Source organism: cf. Phormidesmis sp. LEGE 11477, assembly GCF_015207105.1.
GTDB lineage: Bacteria > Cyanobacteriota > Cyanobacteriia > Phormidesmidales > Phormidesmidaceae > Phormidesmis.
Window position 1 is genome coordinate 59,197 of record NZ_JADEXO010000002.1, and the last position, 16,561, is coordinate 75,757.

The 16,561-nt window shown below is 49.0% G+C and carries 16 protein-coding genes and 1 pseudogene; 6 read left to right on the forward strand and 11 right to left on the reverse strand.

The annotated features are described in order from the left end of the window. Positions 1 to 496: 496 nt before the first annotated feature. The 4 genes and pseudogenes from IQ256_RS01150 to IQ256_RS01160 all read right to left on the reverse strand — a co-directional run bounded on the left by IQ256_RS01150 (position 497) and on the right by IQ256_RS01160 (position 4,165). Positions 497 to 1,405 carry a sulfotransferase domain-containing protein gene (locus IQ256_RS01150; protein WP_193853425.1) on the reverse strand — a complete coding sequence of 303 codons (909 nt, stop codon included), beginning with the start codon at positions 1,403 to 1,405 and terminating at the stop codon, positions 497 to 499. A 288-nt stretch (positions 1,406 to 1,693) separates the two neighbouring features. Continuing rightward, on the reverse strand, positions 1,694 to 2,290 hold the full coding sequence (locus IQ256_RS29365; RefSeq protein ID WP_228024464.1) for a glycosyltransferase: 597 nt from the start codon (positions 2,288 to 2,290) through the stop codon (positions 1,694 to 1,696). Positions 2,291 to 2,329: 39 nt separating this feature from the next. After that, positions 2,330 to 2,794: pseudogene (locus tag IQ256_RS30255) on the reverse strand (glycosyltransferase); the annotation flags it as partial. 231 nt (positions 2,795 to 3,025) lie between these two features. Continuing rightward, positions 3,026 to 4,165 (reverse strand): polysaccharide pyruvyl transferase family protein, encoded by a 1,140-nt coding sequence (locus tag IQ256_RS01160; protein WP_193853429.1) that lies wholly within the window; start codon positions 4,163 to 4,165, stop codon positions 3,026 to 3,028. Between the two features lie 828 nt (positions 4,166 to 4,993). Here IQ256_RS01160 and IQ256_RS29995 point away from each other — a divergent pair. Continuing rightward, positions 4,994 to 5,125 carry a hypothetical protein gene (locus IQ256_RS29995; RefSeq protein ID WP_255516178.1) on the forward strand — a complete coding sequence of 44 codons (132 nt, stop codon included), beginning with the start codon at positions 4,994 to 4,996 and terminating at the stop codon, positions 5,123 to 5,125. A gap of 29 nt (positions 5,126 to 5,154) precedes the next feature. Continuing rightward, positions 5,155 to 6,630 carry a leucyl aminopeptidase gene (locus tag IQ256_RS01165; RefSeq protein WP_193853431.1) on the forward strand — a complete coding sequence of 492 codons (1,476 nt, stop codon included), beginning with the start codon at positions 5,155 to 5,157 and terminating at the stop codon, positions 6,628 to 6,630. Here IQ256_RS01165 and IQ256_RS01170 read toward each other — a convergent pair. The 3 genes from IQ256_RS01170 to IQ256_RS01180 form a co-directional block, all read right to left on the reverse strand. Further along, complete coding sequence (locus tag IQ256_RS01170; protein ID WP_193853433.1) at positions 6,627 to 6,845, reverse strand: hypothetical protein; 219 nt, start codon at positions 6,843 to 6,845, stop codon at positions 6,627 to 6,629. The two genes, IQ256_RS01165 and IQ256_RS01170, sit on opposite strands and share 4 nt — an antisense overlap. A gap of 446 nt (positions 6,846 to 7,291) precedes the next feature. Next, positions 7,292 to 8,779, reverse strand: a complete 1,488-nt coding sequence (glpK, locus tag IQ256_RS01175; protein ID WP_193853435.1) for a glycerol kinase GlpK — start codon at positions 8,777 to 8,779, stop codon at positions 7,292 to 7,294. Positions 8,780 to 8,858: 79 nt separating this feature from the next. Continuing rightward, the gene (locus tag IQ256_RS01180; RefSeq protein WP_193853437.1) at positions 8,859 to 9,257 is read right to left on the reverse strand and encodes a VOC family protein; all 399 of its coding nucleotides are present in this window, start codon (positions 9,255 to 9,257) and stop codon (positions 8,859 to 8,861) included. Between the two features lie 252 nt (positions 9,258 to 9,509). Here IQ256_RS01180 and IQ256_RS01185 point away from each other — a divergent pair, with 252 nt between their 5' ends. The 3 genes from IQ256_RS01185 to IQ256_RS01195 all read left to right on the forward strand — a co-directional run bounded on the left by IQ256_RS01185 (position 9,510) and on the right by IQ256_RS01195 (position 11,692). Further along, positions 9,510 to 9,959 (forward strand): hypothetical protein, encoded by a 450-nt coding sequence (locus tag IQ256_RS01185; protein WP_193853439.1) that lies wholly within the window; start codon positions 9,510 to 9,512, stop codon positions 9,957 to 9,959. Between the two features lie 121 nt (positions 9,960 to 10,080). Continuing rightward, complete coding sequence (locus tag IQ256_RS01190; RefSeq protein ID WP_193853441.1) at positions 10,081 to 11,100, forward strand: tetratricopeptide repeat protein; 1,020 nt, start codon at positions 10,081 to 10,083, stop codon at positions 11,098 to 11,100. A 346-nt stretch (positions 11,101 to 11,446) separates the two neighbouring features. Then, complete coding sequence (locus IQ256_RS01195) at positions 11,447 to 11,692, forward strand: hypothetical protein (protein ID WP_193853443.1); 246 nt, start codon at positions 11,447 to 11,449, stop codon at positions 11,690 to 11,692. Positions 11,693 to 11,802: 110 nt separating this feature from the next. On the opposite strand, the gene IQ256_RS01200 is transcribed toward IQ256_RS01195, so the two are convergent. The 3 genes from IQ256_RS01200 to IQ256_RS01210 all read right to left on the reverse strand — a co-directional run bounded on the left by IQ256_RS01200 (position 11,803) and on the right by IQ256_RS01210 (position 13,985). Continuing rightward, a complete protein-coding gene (locus IQ256_RS01200) occupies positions 11,803 to 12,228 on the reverse strand; it encodes a hypothetical protein (RefSeq protein ID WP_193853445.1) in 426 nt (141 codons plus the stop codon). Positions 12,229 to 12,294: 66 nt separating this feature from the next. Next, on the reverse strand, positions 12,295 to 13,089 hold the full coding sequence (locus IQ256_RS01205) for an RDD family protein (RefSeq protein ID WP_193853447.1): 795 nt from the start codon (positions 13,087 to 13,089) through the stop codon (positions 12,295 to 12,297). Between the two features lie 56 nt (positions 13,090 to 13,145). Then, positions 13,146 to 13,985, reverse strand: coding sequence for a hypothetical protein (locus tag IQ256_RS01210; protein WP_193853449.1), 840 nt, complete (start codon positions 13,983 to 13,985; stop codon positions 13,146 to 13,148). Between the two features lie 120 nt (positions 13,986 to 14,105). On the opposite strand from IQ256_RS01210, the gene IQ256_RS01215 reads away from it, so the two are divergent. Continuing rightward, complete coding sequence (locus tag IQ256_RS01215; RefSeq protein ID WP_193853451.1) at positions 14,106 to 15,119, forward strand: stage II sporulation protein M; 1,014 nt, start codon at positions 14,106 to 14,108, stop codon at positions 15,117 to 15,119. Between the two features lie 72 nt (positions 15,120 to 15,191). Here the strand turns inward: IQ256_RS01215 and IQ256_RS01220 are convergent, their stop codons facing one another. Then, positions 15,192 to 16,553, reverse strand: a complete 1,362-nt coding sequence (locus IQ256_RS01220; RefSeq protein ID WP_193853453.1) for a DUF58 domain-containing protein — start codon at positions 16,551 to 16,553, stop codon at positions 15,192 to 15,194. Positions 16,554 to 16,561: the final 8 nt, after the last annotated feature.

The window sequence follows — 16,561 nt, forward strand, 5'->3', positions numbered from 1 at the left end:
AAAGGTGAACAGTACACAAGGCTAGCGGTAGCCCACGTGAAACTAACCCTGCGTTATTGATGCTAATTTATGAACCCATACAACAATTAGAAGTTTTCCTTTTGAATTGTTGTTGTCCCTGATACCGTTGAATGGATTAAGTTGAGAATCGTTACGTTTAGGCTGTCTCCTTCACCTACCCCTTGACTTATCTGACTTCATCTATATGACCTCATCTGTCTGACTCTAGATTACCTAACCTTTTCGATCTAACCTTTTTGATCTAACCTTTTTGATCTATAGCGATCGCCACCTTACCTCCACTCCAACGGTGGAGTTCTTGTCATAAAAGAGCAAAGTAATCAGCCAGCGGTACGGATACATTCGACACTTGCATTCGACACTATCTGTACTTTGTCGATCTGCCTTATCGGGCCGAACTTCACTGATTTTATTTTCGCTGGGTTTTATTGAGCAGCTAGATTCATTGTTTCTACTTCTTGAACTCTTCTAAATATCATTCAATAGCGACAGGTATGTTCTTCAAAGCTTTATCTCTCAAATAGAAATTTTTCTTTTTAGTTGTTGTCCATTCGTTTAGCTCTCTACCTATTAATTTTTCGATCTCTAAAACGTCTAGCATGACAAAATCTCGAAGAATTTGTTCTAGCCGCTCAGTCACGACAGGTTTATCATCTATCTTTCTTCGACCAGGTTTACGAATAGCGTCAAACACTGGCTTCGCTACATATTCTGGCAGGAGCGACCTTACTCCTTGTGCAAGTGAACCTTGCAAAATTTCATCGATTTTAGCGCTATTCTTGTATTCACCGACTGACCTATTGGCATGAATATCATCAACATAGTCAGACAACGAAGATTCTATTCCCAAGAAATTAAATACCTTACCTAAAGAGGAATTTCTATTTGAGATAAACTCTTCAAAGGTTAATAGTAAAACTTGTTCTCTGCCAAAGCGCTCTATATATGGCTTTATCTGTACATAGTATCGAGAGATATTGATATACTCAGGGCGAGTTAAAACCTCCTTCTCAAAAGAGTCTTCTAAAGTCGTACCTCTCCCGCGCCTATGTACATACTGAGAGACTATTCTATCGATAGGGTCTCTCAATATGTATATCAACTTCATATGGGGATTGAAGTCATAGATTGCCTGACAAGGATCTACGCCAAAGTTTGGATAGAAGGTATAGGTTGTGGATGCTTCTCCGCATATTTGGTTGTCTGTAGGATTATATAGTTCCTTGTATTCTTCAATATGATCCTGCCAGTTAGAGACTTTACTAAAAAAATGAGGCTCTTTGTTTTCGCAAAAACAGACTCTAGGATGCATTGACAAAATTTCAGACAAGCTAGTTGTCCCACTCTTCATAGCACCCACTATTACAAAATCGACGAAAGACATCGCTCACTCCTAAATTGCTTTTCTATAGTACTTTTCTTTTTCTATAGTACTTTTCTACAGTGCTACAACACTTTTCTATAGTAATAGTACATTCATGATGGCTCACTAGCTAAACAGAGGCAATATCTGTGTATACATCTCATTTCCACATTTCCGTGAATTAGCATCTCTAGATAGGCTCAAACTACTTCCATCCAGGCTATAAAAGCGTCTAACAAAGTAGAGGCTAAATTGTACAACAGACCACTTAATTCCGTTGCGAATCAAGAATTATTTCTTCTATATTCTCTAGCTATTATCATCTTCCATACATCTTTGATAGACGTTCAAAGTCATCTGCGCTACGGTCTCCCAGCTCCACTCCGCAGCTATCTGGTAGTTATACTCGCCCATCTGGGATAGATCATTTTTTCTGTCATTAGCGCTCTCCAAAGCCTGAACTAAGCCATCACCGCTGCTAGAGTCATAGAGATAACCGCCCGCCTCATCCAATATCTCTTCCATGCAGCCTATCCTCGGAGCAACGCAGGCTCGACGAAATGACATCGCTAGGATTAAAGCCCCTGATGTCAGCAATCTTCGATATGGGAATAGCACCGCATCACAGGCATTCATATACACTTGGACTTCTTTCTCTGGAATGAAACCAGTTACCAACTTGATATTTTTATCATCCTTCACTTTCTTTTGAATAAGATCGGCTAGCTCTTCGTCGGCATCTCTAAATCTACCTGTGATCGCTAAATAGGTACTCTCAGATTGCAGCACTTTGAAAGCATCAATTAGTTCTGGGACTCCCTTGTACCACCGAATCATACCAAAAAACAAAAAGACAGTACTCGATTCTGGAATCTTTAGCAGCTTGCGGGCTTCTAGCTGACTCATATTATTTTCATAAGCTTCAGCGTAGTTTCCATGGGGAACCACAGAAACCTTTTTGATATCTTTGACGTGAAATGTCTGGCATAGCTCTGATTTGGCTGCATAAGAATGAGTTATAATCGCATCAGCCAGCTTACTGACGAACGAAGTACAGATACTGTCCGAGAGCGGGTACAAATTTTCGTGATGCTTGAGATTATGTACCGTCCAAACGATCTTAATGCCTTTGAATTTTAATAGTGCTAATCCACTAATAAACCCTACTACCTTTAGCAGCGAACTGATTGGGTTGGACGCACGAAAGTATCCTTGCAGCCAGTGTAAGTGCAAGATATCTGTATTCTTTCGATTGACTGTAGCTGGCAGAAAAAATTTTCTATGATCTATGCCTTCTATCTGGATACCTAGTTCCTTCAATTTATTAGATAGTTGCCTTTGATAGGGATTTTTCTCACTAAAATTCGGAGCGTAGCTTATCTTCAAACAGACATTTTCATTCTGTTTCATTCTATCAAGACTGTTGCGAGATTGAATCTTCTGTTCGTCTGTGTACAATATCGAATTAGTCACTTTTGTCTCCTGATTTTCTAATGCCGACACGTAAGTTTTATTCTTTAGTAATAGATACCTCGCCCAGACAAAAGCTGTAGTTTAACCATCTGGCAAAGCCTATAGGCTTCTACTAAATTTCATAGTCTTTTTCAGGAACTCAAAATCTCTAGGTCGACGAAAACTACGCTACGAGAACATATTTTTCAAAATAGGTGTAAATTCGCTCATTCTCTCTTTATACTTTGCCAAACCAATATGTAGCTTGTCACACGAAGCAGGCAAGTCAGACAAAGTTTTATTGACTATCGGCCAAACTTTATCGCTGTTGAATTCTGACAAGGGTATGGATGAATGACCTTGTTCGAGCTCATCCATAAATCCTTTCACTTTAGAATCGTATTCTGCTGCAATGATTGGGACACCTAGTCCGCTAGCAAGAATCAGTGAATGCAGTCTCATTCCTATTACTAGATCCAAGGAAGCTATAGTAGATTTCAGATCCTCTAGGGAGTCAAAATACCGATGGACCTTACAGTGATTCGCATATTTGCTGTATCGAATCGCTTCGAGAGCACAGACGTAGTCATCATCTACTGGATGAAAAGACTCTTTATATGTCCGAAACGGAAGGAAATGTATCTCTGCATCGTAGGTGTCAACTATTAAATCGATAATCTGAGCTATCTCTCGGTATACTGACTCTTCTTTAACTAAGTCAGTGGATAATCCTCTCCCTTGAAGATGTCTAACTGAGATGCCGATATGCATTGACCGACTACCATCATATACTCTTCTTGTAGGTGGCGTTGTTATATCAGATAGGGCCAGATCACTCATTACGTGAATCCGACTGTCAACGCCTATCTCTTTGAGTTTGAGTTTAGAACTGTTATCTCTAACTGCTATCAGGTCAACATTATTCAGAGCCTTGCGAATTAGCCGTTTAGTTTCTGGTCTCCAAACCTCTCCTACACTTACGCCTAAGACCATCGTGCGGCACTTTAACATTTGAGCCTTTTGCAGAGGATCCAGCCAGGTTCTTGCAATCGGCTTTTTAACACTATCGCGTAGTAGATCCCCACCACCGAGAACAAAGTACTTGTTCTTTAGCAGGCTAAGCCAAAACCTTTTGCTCTTTGGATAGATAGCAGAAACGTGAAATCGGCGTTCTGTATCTACCGGATTGCGAGAAACCACAGTAAACTCTAGATCTTCTCTACAGCTCACGAAGAGCTTGAGCATTCCAGCTAGCATGGCTTCATCGCCAAGGTTGAAGTTCCCATAGAAACCACAGATTGTTACCCCACGCATGTTTGATATCTTCATCAAGTTTTTGCACCTTCTGCTTTTACTAGCCTGGCTTGACTAGTATGTTTTCACCAGTAGCATTCAAATGATTTAGAACATTGTGAGTTCGTTTCCTGTCAGCTTATTTTCTGTCAATTATGAAAAGCGGAGCTTCCTAGCAAAACGACCGTACCTAATCTGAATAGTAGCTCCTTCCCGATAGTGACACAGGACAAAGTTACAACATTTGCTTTGAGCAAGCATTGCGGTCGATGCTAGCGGCTTTCAAGGTATTGCCTTCAGTCTTCTGGTGACGAGCTCCTTACAAACTCTCAAAGAACAGTGGTTCGATGATTCAATAAGTAAACTGTATAGATTCTCAGGCTGACGGATTCTCAGGCTAACAGATTCTCAGGCTAACAGATCTTCAGACGTCGGCATACCTTCGTCGATAATTGTACCTCCTAGCCCGCAGAGGAAATGTTTTCGTTGATACGCATGTTGCAAGATAGCTGACTATTCTACAAGCTCTATTCACATAGAACTTCCCGTAGTTTTCTGCTTATCTTTTATTTGACTGAATTTCGGTACCTCGATAGGATTGTTGATTCTCGCCTCTAACAATGTTTCATTGAAGTCTTGCCACCCATGCTCAAATCTACCAACGCTCAAACTTGATCGGACAGATCTAGCCTTTTCATCCATCTACAGAGATTTTTTCTCTTTTTGAAAGTTCGGTGGTGGGGCTGATAGAAGAGCAAGGTTAGACATTCCCTATCTCGGGAGGCATTCCCTAGCGCCATACGACGACGCGGGGTTCTACCGCTAGCGCCAAGCCCTTCACACTACTGAGCTGACACAAAGGCGATGACTGCGCTACGACTAGACGCGATCGCCTCTGATCACCTGTATCTGCTCGCCTGTACCGAAGCAAAAGCCAAAATCCGAGAAGTTGACACTAAAACCACGAAAAATCATCAAATTCAGTGGATACTATAAGACTGGAACTTAATAGAAGCGAATAGGGAATGGATTTTATAGCCTCAGGTAAATCTTGTTTGGAATGGCAGGGAGATTGTTTGGTCGTTGGGCTACTAGAAGAATCGCTGCCTTTGACTGGCGTCCTATCAGACCTGAACGATCAAGTCGGCGGCTTGCTGCAAATGCTGATCGAAGAAGAAGCCTTCAAAGGAAAAGCAGGCTCAACTGCCGTTACCCGACTCGGCCCTGATTCAGATATTAAGAAGATGGGTGTTGTTGGCTTGGGCAGCTCTGATTCTATGGGATTAGAAAGCCTCAGAAAAGGCGCGGCTACAGCCGCCCGCCTCGCTCAAAAAGCCAAGTGTCCTGTCTTGGGCATGAGCTTTCCGGTTTGGAACAACAATCCTACCTTGACTGCACAAGCCCTAGCTGAAGGCGCAACGCTGGCGTTAAATCAAGACAATCGCTTCAAATCTGAGCTAGAGACCGAAAAGACAGCACTATCAGCCATTCATCTACTCTCGTTTGAAGGGCAAGAGCCAGCCATAACAGCGGCTCAGACCGTTTGTGACGGCGTGATCTTAGCTAGAGAGCTCGTCTCCGCCCCGCCCAACGTCGTCACCCCCGAAAAGCTAGCTGACACTGCCGCTGAAATTGCGCGCGATCACGGCCTTCAGCTAGAGATTCTAGAGCGCGCAGACTGTGAGGCTTTGGGCATGGGCGCATATCTAGGCGTAGCCCAAGCCTCCGACTTGCCACCTAAGTTCATTCACCTTACCTATGCGCCCGAAAACCCCAAGCGCAAGCTCGCTATCATCGGCAAGGGACTCACGTTTGACTCGGGCGGGTTGAACCTAAAGCCTAGCGGCTCGGGCATTGAGATGATGAAAATCGACATGGGTGGCGCGGCGGCTGTACTAGGAGCGGCCAAGGCGATCGCACAGCTCAAACCCGACGTCGAAGTTCACTTTATCAGCGCCGCCGCCGAAAATATGGTCAGCGGCCATGCCATGCGCCCCGGTGATATCTTGACCGCCGGTAATGGTAAAACCATCGAAGTCAACAACACCGACGCCGAAGGCCGCTTGACCCTGGCTGATGCGCTAGTCTTCGCGGACAAGCTCGGGGTCGATGCCATGATCGATCTAGCCACCCTCACTGGCGCTTGCATCGTGGCCCTCGGCGATGACATTGCAGCGCTCTTTAGCCCCAATGAGCAGCTCGCTCAATCGCTATCTGCTGCCGCTGATCTCTCTGGCGAGAAGCTGTGGCGGATGCCAATGGAAGAGAAATATTTTGAAGGGCTAAAATCTGTTGTCGCGGATATGAAAAACACTGGGCCAAGAGCAGGCGGATCAATCACAGCAGCGCTCTTCTTAAAGCAGTTTGTCAAAGAGACGCCGTGGGCGCACATTGATCTAGCCGGCCCCGTTTGGACTGATAAAGAAGAGGGATACAACAGCGCCGGAGCGACCGGATACGGCGTGCGAATGCTCGTGCAGTGGATACAGGGAGAAAATTAGTTCAAAGCGACTTCGCGCTGCTTAGAGACGGCTTCTAGATTGGCAGGTTTAGAAGCTCGTCTCTTAGCGCGGACGGTCTGCTTTAGGAGCGGAATGTCCTGGCGGCAAGAAGGGCAATACCAGCTCAGCTCGCGCTGCCGAAAATGCCTCAGCAGTCTGTCGCTGCAGATGGTGCATCGATTGAGCGATCGCGGATTGTCTTTGGAGTAAGCCATAAGATATTGCTCTTTTATTAAACTGGTTTTCAAAGTGTATGAGCGCAAGCGTCGCTGTGTCCTCTGATACCAGAGATGACTAACCCATATCTATCTGAGCCTTTAGGAACAGATTCAGACTGTCATCATCTTTACGACTTTGCTACCTCAGACGTTTTCAACTTGTGCAACCTTCACCGCTATCAAGCAGCTCTGTATATCCGCTAAGTGCGAACCGCTATATGAAAGCGGATCATTAAAACTATACAAAGGTTCTAAGTGATAGCCTCTAAAAACATTGTTACAGTTAGGATAGCGAGGATGCCGAGTCAACGTGTGGTAGGAAATTACTGAAGTTAAAGTAGGGAATCGCTACCTAGCTACCCTTAGCTGGCCAGTTCCAACGAGCCAACTTAGCGCTTAGCCAGTCAGTACCTAGCCAGCTCAGCACCCAGTCGGTTCGATACTTAGTCGATCCAGTTCTTGGCCCTTTCTACCGCCTTTTGCCAGGTAACAAAGTCGGCTTGCGCTTTTTCAGCATTTTCCGATGGCTCGAAAACGCGATCGATCTGACGGTTATTGACTAGCGTGTGATAGTCATCCCACAAGCCGACGGCCAGACCTGCGGCAAAGGCAGCGCCCTGAGCAGTCGCATCGAGTACAGCAGGCCGTTCTACTGGAATGCCTAACACATCAGCCTGATACTGCATCAGAAAGTCGTTCTGGCAGGCACCGCCATCTACCTTAAGCTGCTTGATCGGCGTGCCAGCATCTTGATTAACGGCTTCGACTACTTCTCTCGCCTGATTTGCGATCGCCTCCAACACCGCCCGCACCATATGCGCCTTCGAGGCCCCTCGGGTGATTCCTAAGAACGCACCCCGCGCTCCCATATCCCAGTGCGGTGCCCCTAGTCCGCTTAGGGCGGGCACAAAATACACGCCGCCATTGTCCTCGACTTGAGTCGCCAGATCAGCCGTCTCAGCCGCATCGTCAATGATTTTCAGCCCGTCTCGTAGCCACTGAACACAAGCACCCGCTGTGAACATGCTGCCTTCTAGCGCGTAGCCTAAATCGTAGTCGTCACCGTCTGGTTTGGCCGTTGTCCAGGCGACCGTAGACAGTAGTTGATTTTGCGATCGCTCTCTTTTTTCGCCAGTACTCGCGACCAAAAAGCAGCCAGTGCCATAAGTACATTTGAGCAGACCAGGGCGATCGCACCCATGAGCAAACAGCGCCGACTGCTGATCGCCAAAGATTGCCGCGATCGGCACCTCTACCCCTAGCAGATCTGGATCGGTATGGCCAAAGATCCCCTGACTGGGCTTAATCTCCGGCAGAATCTGAGCAGGAATATCGAACAGCTTTAGCATCGAATCATCCCACTGCTGAGCGTCCAAATTCATCAGCATGGTGCGACTAGCGTTGCTATGGTCCGTCGCATGCACCTTGCCGCCCGTCAGATTCCACAGCGCCCAGCTATCCACCGTACCCGCTAGCACATTATCTAGATCGACATCGCCCAATTGATCTAGCAGCCAGTTGATCTTAGTCGCCGAAAAATACGCATCCAAAAACAGCCCCGTCTTTTCATAGATCTCTTTGCGCGAAGGCTCTATCTTTTTACAAAAGTCTGCCGTCCGTCGATCTTGCCAAACGATCGCCTTGTGCAGCGGTTTACCCGTCGTTTTATCCCACAGCAAACAGGTTTCTCTTTGCACCGTCAGCCCAATCGCCGCCAGCTCTTTGGCTTCGATGCCAGCATCTTTTAGCGCTGCGCCCATCGCCCATTTCACCGCCTCCCAGATCTCGGTAGCATCGTGCTCTACCCAGCCAGGCTGCGGGTAGTACTGCGTCAGCTCTCGGTAGGCTTGGCCGACAATATCGCCGGATTTGTCGAAGATGATGGCGCGGTTGCCAGTGGTGCCGAGATCGAGAGAGAGAATATGAGGCATGGGCAGAAGGGGATTAGAAGGTGGCTGAGCAGAGTCGAAGCTAGGTAGCTGAGCAGAGTCGAAGCTGGGTGATAGGGAGCTACATCATGGCTTCAAACAGGCCGATGAGGTTGCCTGCCGGGTCTCTGAAGTAGGCAACTTTGAGAGAAAATTCGTTGTTTTGCGTTGGCGGCTCATCGAATTTGACATCGGCTCGGCGAAGCTCGTGATAGATATCGTCTAGGTTGTGAACATTGAGGATAAGGCCAACTTTGTCCTGTGCATTTTCGGCTGCAGCGCGATCGCTAGTCCGCAGAATTTCAGCCATTTCGCGCCGACGAAACAGCGAAATCCATACATTCTCAGTGATTTCAAATTCGGCGTAGCCTTTTTCAACTTGCAGTGTGCGCGGCTTAAATTTGAGGACGTCTTTATAGAACTGAGCGCAGGCGGCAACATCATCGACAAATAGACGGGTATGAGCGGTTCGAACTTCCATGTCGCTTGAGCTTTTTCTTCAAAGGGTGCCTTGATTATTTCTTGATTCTGAGACGCTAAGAGGCTGAGTTTGAGGAACTTAATATAGACCGCCCCATCGCCGCCGCGAAAACCCACTACGAAAACTCAATCTGCTTGATATATCAGAATTCGGCCAAACGGCAACTGTAGAGCCTCTTAATCGTATGCATTGAAACAGTTGCTATAGCCGGGTCATCTCAAGCTTAAATCAAACTCAAAATGCTTTTTCCTTATGCCTAATACCAACTCTCATGAGTTAGCTCAGCGCCCAGCCACAGACGCTGTGTCTGCTTCTATATCGGCCCGACCGCCAGCGGTGATTGTGCTGCTGTCGGTTCTCTACTGCACGTTTTTCTTAGTGATGCTGGCAGCCGCATACACCGGAGATCTGCCAGTCGCTGAGCTTTCAAAGATCAATAACTTCGACAAAATTGGCCACGTCATCTTGTACTTTATCCCTACGTACTTGGGTCATCGACTGTGCCGAGGAAAGCATGTTAGGCGGGCCATCCCTGTATTTCCTAGCCTGTTTGCGCTTTTCACGATTGCTGAAGAGTTGGTTCAGGGGCTGTCGCCAAACCGAACGCTAGACGCGGGAGATATGGTGTGTAGCTTAGTAGGGGTTGCCATGGGCTATTGGCTAGCGCAGCGGCAGTTGAAGCGAAGCGTGGATGGGCGTTAGGGGCAACGAATAGTAAGCTTGCAGCGTAACTAAGACGATACAGCTACGAATGAAGTCCATGCCGATGATCTAGTATCTAGTACAGCTTCTAATTCATGAAAGGCTGGGGAGTATTGCTAAAGTGAACCGGCGCTACCAACAGTTACTAGCTCAGTTTGCCGAGGCGCGTAGGGCGGGCACGGCTGATGTAGATTTGCTGACAGCTTATTTACTGCCTGCTTTGGAAAGTTTGGCTGAGGATGGCGAACAAGAATTACTACAAACATTGCTCATAGAATTTGAAGGACTGCTAGGGTCGCTGCAGCTCAGTGAAGCGCCGGAACTAGAGAGTGCAGTCAGCCGACTAGCCCGTTTGTATGATGAGCAAGGGCGTTATGACGAAGCGGAACCGCTGTATGTGCGATCGCTCGAACTTAGAAAAGCGGCATTAGGCGATCGCCATCTATCCACCGCCAACAGTCTGGATAACTTGGCAAAACTGTATTGGTTGACGGGTCGCTATGAAGAAGCCGAACCGCTATATCTAGAGGCGTTGGTCATCCGTCAAACGGCATTAGGCGATCGCCATCTAGATACCGCCAACAGTCTAAATAACCTGGCATTACTGTACTGTTTGATAGGTCGCTATGAAGCAGCCGAACCGCTATATCTAGAGGCGTTGGTCATCCGTAGAACGGCGTTAGGCGATCGCCATCTAGACACCGCTAATAGTTTGGGCAGCTTGGCAGGACTGTATCTATCGATGGGTCGCTATGAGAAAGCCGAACCGTTGTATCTAGAAGAGTTAACTATCTACAAAACAGAATTAGGCGATCGCCATCCATCCACCAACAACAGTCTAAATAACTTGGTAGAACTGTACCTGTCGGCGGGTCGCCATGAAGAGGCTGAACTGTTGTATCTAGAGGCGTTGGCTGTCTGCAAATTGGAACTAGGCGATCGCCATCTAGAGACCGCTAACCGGCTGCTGAGCTTAGCGGTGTTTTACTACAACACTCAGCGTTACCAGCTCGCTCTAGACTATATTCACCAAGCCTTAAATATCTACGTTCCGACACTAGGCACAGATCATATCGAGGTTCAAGCCGCTAATAGCTGGCTAAAATCCATTCGGCAGGCAATCGACCAGTCCCCCGATTGATAGGTGCTTGAAAGACTTCTGTCGTGAGATTAGCAGATCCACAACTCACCTGTGCTGCATTGCCAAAACAACAATCACTTGACGCAGTTCCAGAATCCGCCTATCTTCAATAGCTAAGGCTGTGACATTTCGCACAGTCCCACCTCAGAACTCAACTGACTAAAGCACGATACGGCAGGTGTTGGTAGCACCCACCGCATCGCTAGCTCCCAAACTGAGTACAGCAGTCTGGCAGCTAAGGCACAATGTACCTTAGCGACCCCGATTTGCATACACGTGATGGAGTCGCCGAGGTCTTTTGAGTTCTGGTTTCCTACCCACATACACACATCGGAGACCAGATCTCATGTTTATTTCCCCACAGGGCGCTGATGCGTCCACAGCGTCCACTGCCGCTAAGTCTGCGCTGACGCCCACTGCCGAACCCTTGCGGCACATGCTCTTTGGCAGTCCTAATGCCGTCCGTACCACCATCCAAACCCTGCATAAGCGCGGCTATGCTGAGCCGAATGATTGGAGTAAGCCTGTTGCTACGGGTAAGCCAAATGAAGTCATGACTATATTGACCAAGCGGGTGCGGCTAGAGCGTTAACCGACAGAGTGCGGGTTGCTAGCGGTTCCTAGATATACGCTCCAAGAAAAGCTGTTCCTATGGGAACCGCGCCAAGTAACAAATGCTATGGAAGCATTCAAAGGCGCTGACTATCCTGTCGGCTCCATTGGTTTACTCATTTCCTGATGTCGATAGCTCAAGGACTCCGCAAACGTCTGGACTTCTTCGAGCAGCTCTTCCGGCATTTCGTCTAGCAACCGAAACAACCCAACTTTTACAACATCAGCGCGCTTCAGGAGGATCATTTGCTGACGTTTCACAACCTCAACCCCTAAAGTTTCCCGAAAAGCCCCTTCCTCAGAAGCCGCCGCCCTTCGTAACCCCTCAGCCTCCAGCTTCACCCAGTCACCAAAAAGCTCTACCAAAAACACTTGCGCTGGTTCTAGAACCTCAACAATAGTGCCCACCGTGCCGATAGGCGCTCTATCGGCAACCGTCAAAGCATTGTCAAAACCGCTCTTCAACGGAACGGGCTCTAATAGCCGAACTCGATCTAATAGATTGAACTGTTCCATAATTTTGTCGGACGGGTCACCTTCTTAGCCTCACCGTAGCTAGAGAGTGATATCGCATAGTAACGTTCAAGTGGCTCTTCCCTTTCGCTGCTGATAGCTCCAATAGATAGATTCTAGAAAGGTGTTTGCACTCATTTCTGTTGGAAGTTGTTCTAGTTCAACTTTCGCTTTGAGGCTTTGGGCGAGCTGGGTGCTAATGTTTTGGCGGGCTTCGGGGGTCATCATGCCGCGTCGCTGTAGGTATTCTCTGATGGTGGCGAAGTTGTCGGGGCTGATGCGGTTGAAGTCTATGGTATCTAGCAGGTCGGGGCTGACGGCTTTGGCGGTGTCGGATATTTTGATGCCTTCGCTGGCGCTGCGTGAATCCATTTGTACGACGAGTGTACCGGCTAGCCAGTCGCCGATTCTCTTTTCTTGTTTGCCTAACAGAATGAAGAAGAAACCAATGAACAAAATGTCGTCTACGGGGCGGGCGATCGCACGCAAAGTCGCCTGAAAAAGCCGCACGGGCTGGGCATCGTCTCGAATGACTCGAATCTTGGCATATCGCTTTCCGGGCGTTTGGCCGTACCACAAGGTTTCAAACCCGACAAAGTAGCCGACGTACAGGCCAAACAACAACAGAGAAAGAATGGCGATCGCCCATAGCTGAAGGGTGTCTGTATCCACAGCGATCAGCGTACTAGATTCGCCAAGCTGAAACAGCACGAAGATACCGAGCCACAATACCAGCAGTAGGCCAATCCCGAGCACGATGTAATCGATCGCTAGCGCAACCGCACGGCTGCCTACGCCTGCTAGCGAAAACTCTAGCTCTACACTTTCGGGCGTTCGGATTTTGATGCTATTAAACAAGCTCATTGCTGGCCTCAGCGGACTCGGGCTTATTCTATATAGCCCGAGTGCGGCCCTGCTGGCTAGATATCTGTTGGTTGGATCTGTAGATCTAATCCCTCGCGGCGGCTACGCAAATCGTAGTAAAGTACGCCTTTTGCCGCCTGCCAGAAGGGAAGTACCACCATACTACCCGCCAAGCTAACCGCAAACAGTATCAAGTACACGATTGAATAGACCGCCGTCCCAGGTTCAAATCGTGGTAGCAGAAGCAACTGAGGCAAAATACCAGTAAGCAACAGCAGCGGCAACGTGATCAAATAGGTGGCCAACACCACTAGCTGAATGCGTACAATCGAGTTTTTTGTCAGCGCCCAACTGCGGCCAATGCTCTTGGTCGCGTCATTACCAGGTTCTAGCGCTAAGGGCACTTCGACCAAAAACAAACGGCTAGCCATCCAAAGTAAACCAAAGAAGAAGATGGCAAGAAACAGCAGACCGCCGATGATAGAGGTAATAAGAACGCCGCTTGGCCCTATAAGCGATAAAAACGGGCCTAGCAAGGTAGAGACGATCAGGCTAACGATAACCGCCGCGATTCCCAGGACGATATAGGTGGCAATAAAAATAAGAATAAAGAGTATACCAAGCCCTAAAAACGACCAGAGCTTTGGGTTGACCTGCTGATAGGCTTGCTTGGGTGTTTCTGGCTGATTAATCAGCTCTTGATAGGCCATCCGTGCTATTAGCCCAGTGTGCATGCCGTATTTAGCCCAGCCATAGACAGGCACTAGCAGCCAAAGACAGGCCCGAGCGGACAGGCCGAAGTAAGTTTTAAAGCGATCGCGATAAATTCTCAGCGCAGCGCTAACAACATTACCCGGACTCAGTGGCCCTGGCGTGGAAGACGAATCCGAAATCATCGCGAGTGCTCCTTCATGTTTATCACAGAGATCAAAGTGCGTGGTTTGCGATCACATTACTACAGCGCTTCAAAAAGCGTAAGCTATGTTACTTAAAGGACATCTTTACGAGTGATCGCGATGAATGTGCAAAGGTGGATAGCCCGACGGGAAACGAGCTGGCGACAGCTTGAGCAGTTGCTAAAGCTATCCGAGAAAAGGGGCCTCAAGTCGCTCGAAAGCGATCAGGTGCGGCAGATGGCTAGCCTGTATCGATCGGTATCGGCGGATTTGGCCCGCGCCCAAAGCTATCAGATCAGCCCAGCGGTGATCAGAGACCTGCGATCGCTCACTTCGCGCGGCTACAGCCAAATCTATCAGGGGTCACGCCGGCAGGAGTGGAAGGAGATAGTAGACTTCTATCGCTACGGCTTTCCAGAAGTCGTCCAGCAGTGCTGGGCCTATATCGCAGTGGCAACGCTGCTGTTTATGGCGGGCGGCGCGGTGGGCTGGTGGTACGCCTGGCAAGACGATAGCTTTATGACACTGGTGCTGAGCAGCGGCTTTGTCGAAGAGGTACGCGATAGCAGAGAGCTATGGACGGTTTCGATTATGGGAAATGAGCCGGTTGTCTCTAGCGGCCTCATGATCAACAACATCACCGTGGCTTTCTTTGCCATCATTGGCGGCGTGGCTATGTACCTTCAGCAGATTCCTATAATTACGCCGCCAGGCGGGTTTACGATCTACATACTGGTCTCTAATGGGGTGATGATTGGCTGTGTGGCGGCGCTGGTTGCCCAGGTGAATTTGGCCTACGACCTGTGGGCGTTTGTATTTCCTCACGGGGCGCTAGAGCTGCCTGCAATTTTCTTGGCGGGCGGGGCAGGGCTGCTGCTGGCTAGAGGAATTTTGCTGCCGGGGCGCTACCGTCGAATAGACGCGCTGAAGGTATATGGCCTGCAGGCAGCTAAGCTGGTGTATGGCATTGTGCCCATGCTAGTAATCGCCGGGATTATCGAAGGCTTTTTCTCACCCCAGACATGGATTTTGAATGAACTGAAGTATGTCGTAGGCACGGCGATCTTCGTGGCGCTAGTGCAGTACTGTCGGCGGCGGCGACCTGAAGCTGACACGCTAGAGACGACGGTCTAAAACTACCGATCTAAAGCTACAGTCCTAAAGCTGACAACCTAGAGCTAAAGATCTAAAAACAAAGATCTAAAGCTACAGCAGCGCACGGGCCTTAATCCGCAGGTAGTTGTCTACCAAAGCTTCCGTAATGGCATTAGCGGGTGCGTCCAACACCATCACGCCGCTTTTTTTCAGCCGGCTCAGGGCCGCTCGCCTTTGCGCGATCAGATCGATGGCGACAGCTTTTTCGTACGCGCCTGAAATATCGGGCTGGGTAGCGGCGGCTTGCTGGTCCACGTGCGGATCGCGCAGGGTGACGCAAAAGGGAAGATAGCGAGGCCGCAGACGAACCAGGGCGCTAAGCAGCTCGGCAGAGGCGGTTTGGTCAATAACGTCGGTGATAGCAACGACGAGCGCCCGGCGATTTTGAGCCCGAACCACCTGAGTGACTGCGCCAAAGTAGTCGGATTCTACCAGTGTTGGCTGGATCGGGGTGAGCTGTTCGATCATTTGGCGCAGATAGGGCTGGCCGCGTTTGGGGGGCATCCAGGTGTGCATCGTGCGATCAAAGATGCCGATACCGACGCGATCGCCCCGCCGAATACCAGCTAGCGCCAAGGCCAAAGTCGCATTCAGTCCCCAGTCAAATCGCGACAGTCCCTGCACCTGAGCAGTCATCAACCGACCGCGATCTAGCAAGATAATTAGCGTCTGCTCTCGCTCTGGCTCTAGCGCACGAACCAGGGGCTGACTACGACGAGCGGTCGCTTTCCAATCGATAAAGCGCGGATCGTCACCGACATCGTACTCTCGCAGCTCGGCAAATTCAGTGCCAACGCCAAGCTTACGCTTTTGCTTGAGGGTGCCTGTAGACTGTAAGGCCAAGCGAATGGTCAACTGACGCAGACCGATCAGATCGGGATAGACAGCCGCTGATTCTGTGGCCGGAATGCGCCAGCCAGACCAGGCGAGTTTGAGCGGCCCTCGCTGACGAACGTCAATGTCACCCCAGGTATAATCGCCTCGACGCTTGGGATTGACGGTGTAGTCTAGCGTCTGTACGGTTTGGTCTAAACTGCCTGAACTGGCCGTATTTAGCGCTGCAATCATAGCTCGCAGCGGCATGTCTGGGCCATCAAAAGCGACAGGATAGCGATCGTAAATCAGAATATCGGCGGCTGTTTTCGATGTGATCTGCAGCTCAATGTGATTATCGCGGCCAATAGACAGACGCTGTAACGGATCGCGAACGATCTGGACGCGGCGCTGCTTGACCATGATGCCGTCCCACAGCATCGCTAGTAGAACCGCACCGTCGAAGCAAAGCACAGCCAAAAGGGCAAGGGCGACTCGACCTCCACCACCGCTACCACCGCCTCCCGTAAAGGTCGCCAGCACCGTCGCCGCCGCCCCGCCCGCAATCAGCAGTCCATAGGTTCTTCGAGTAGGCACCATATGTTTTG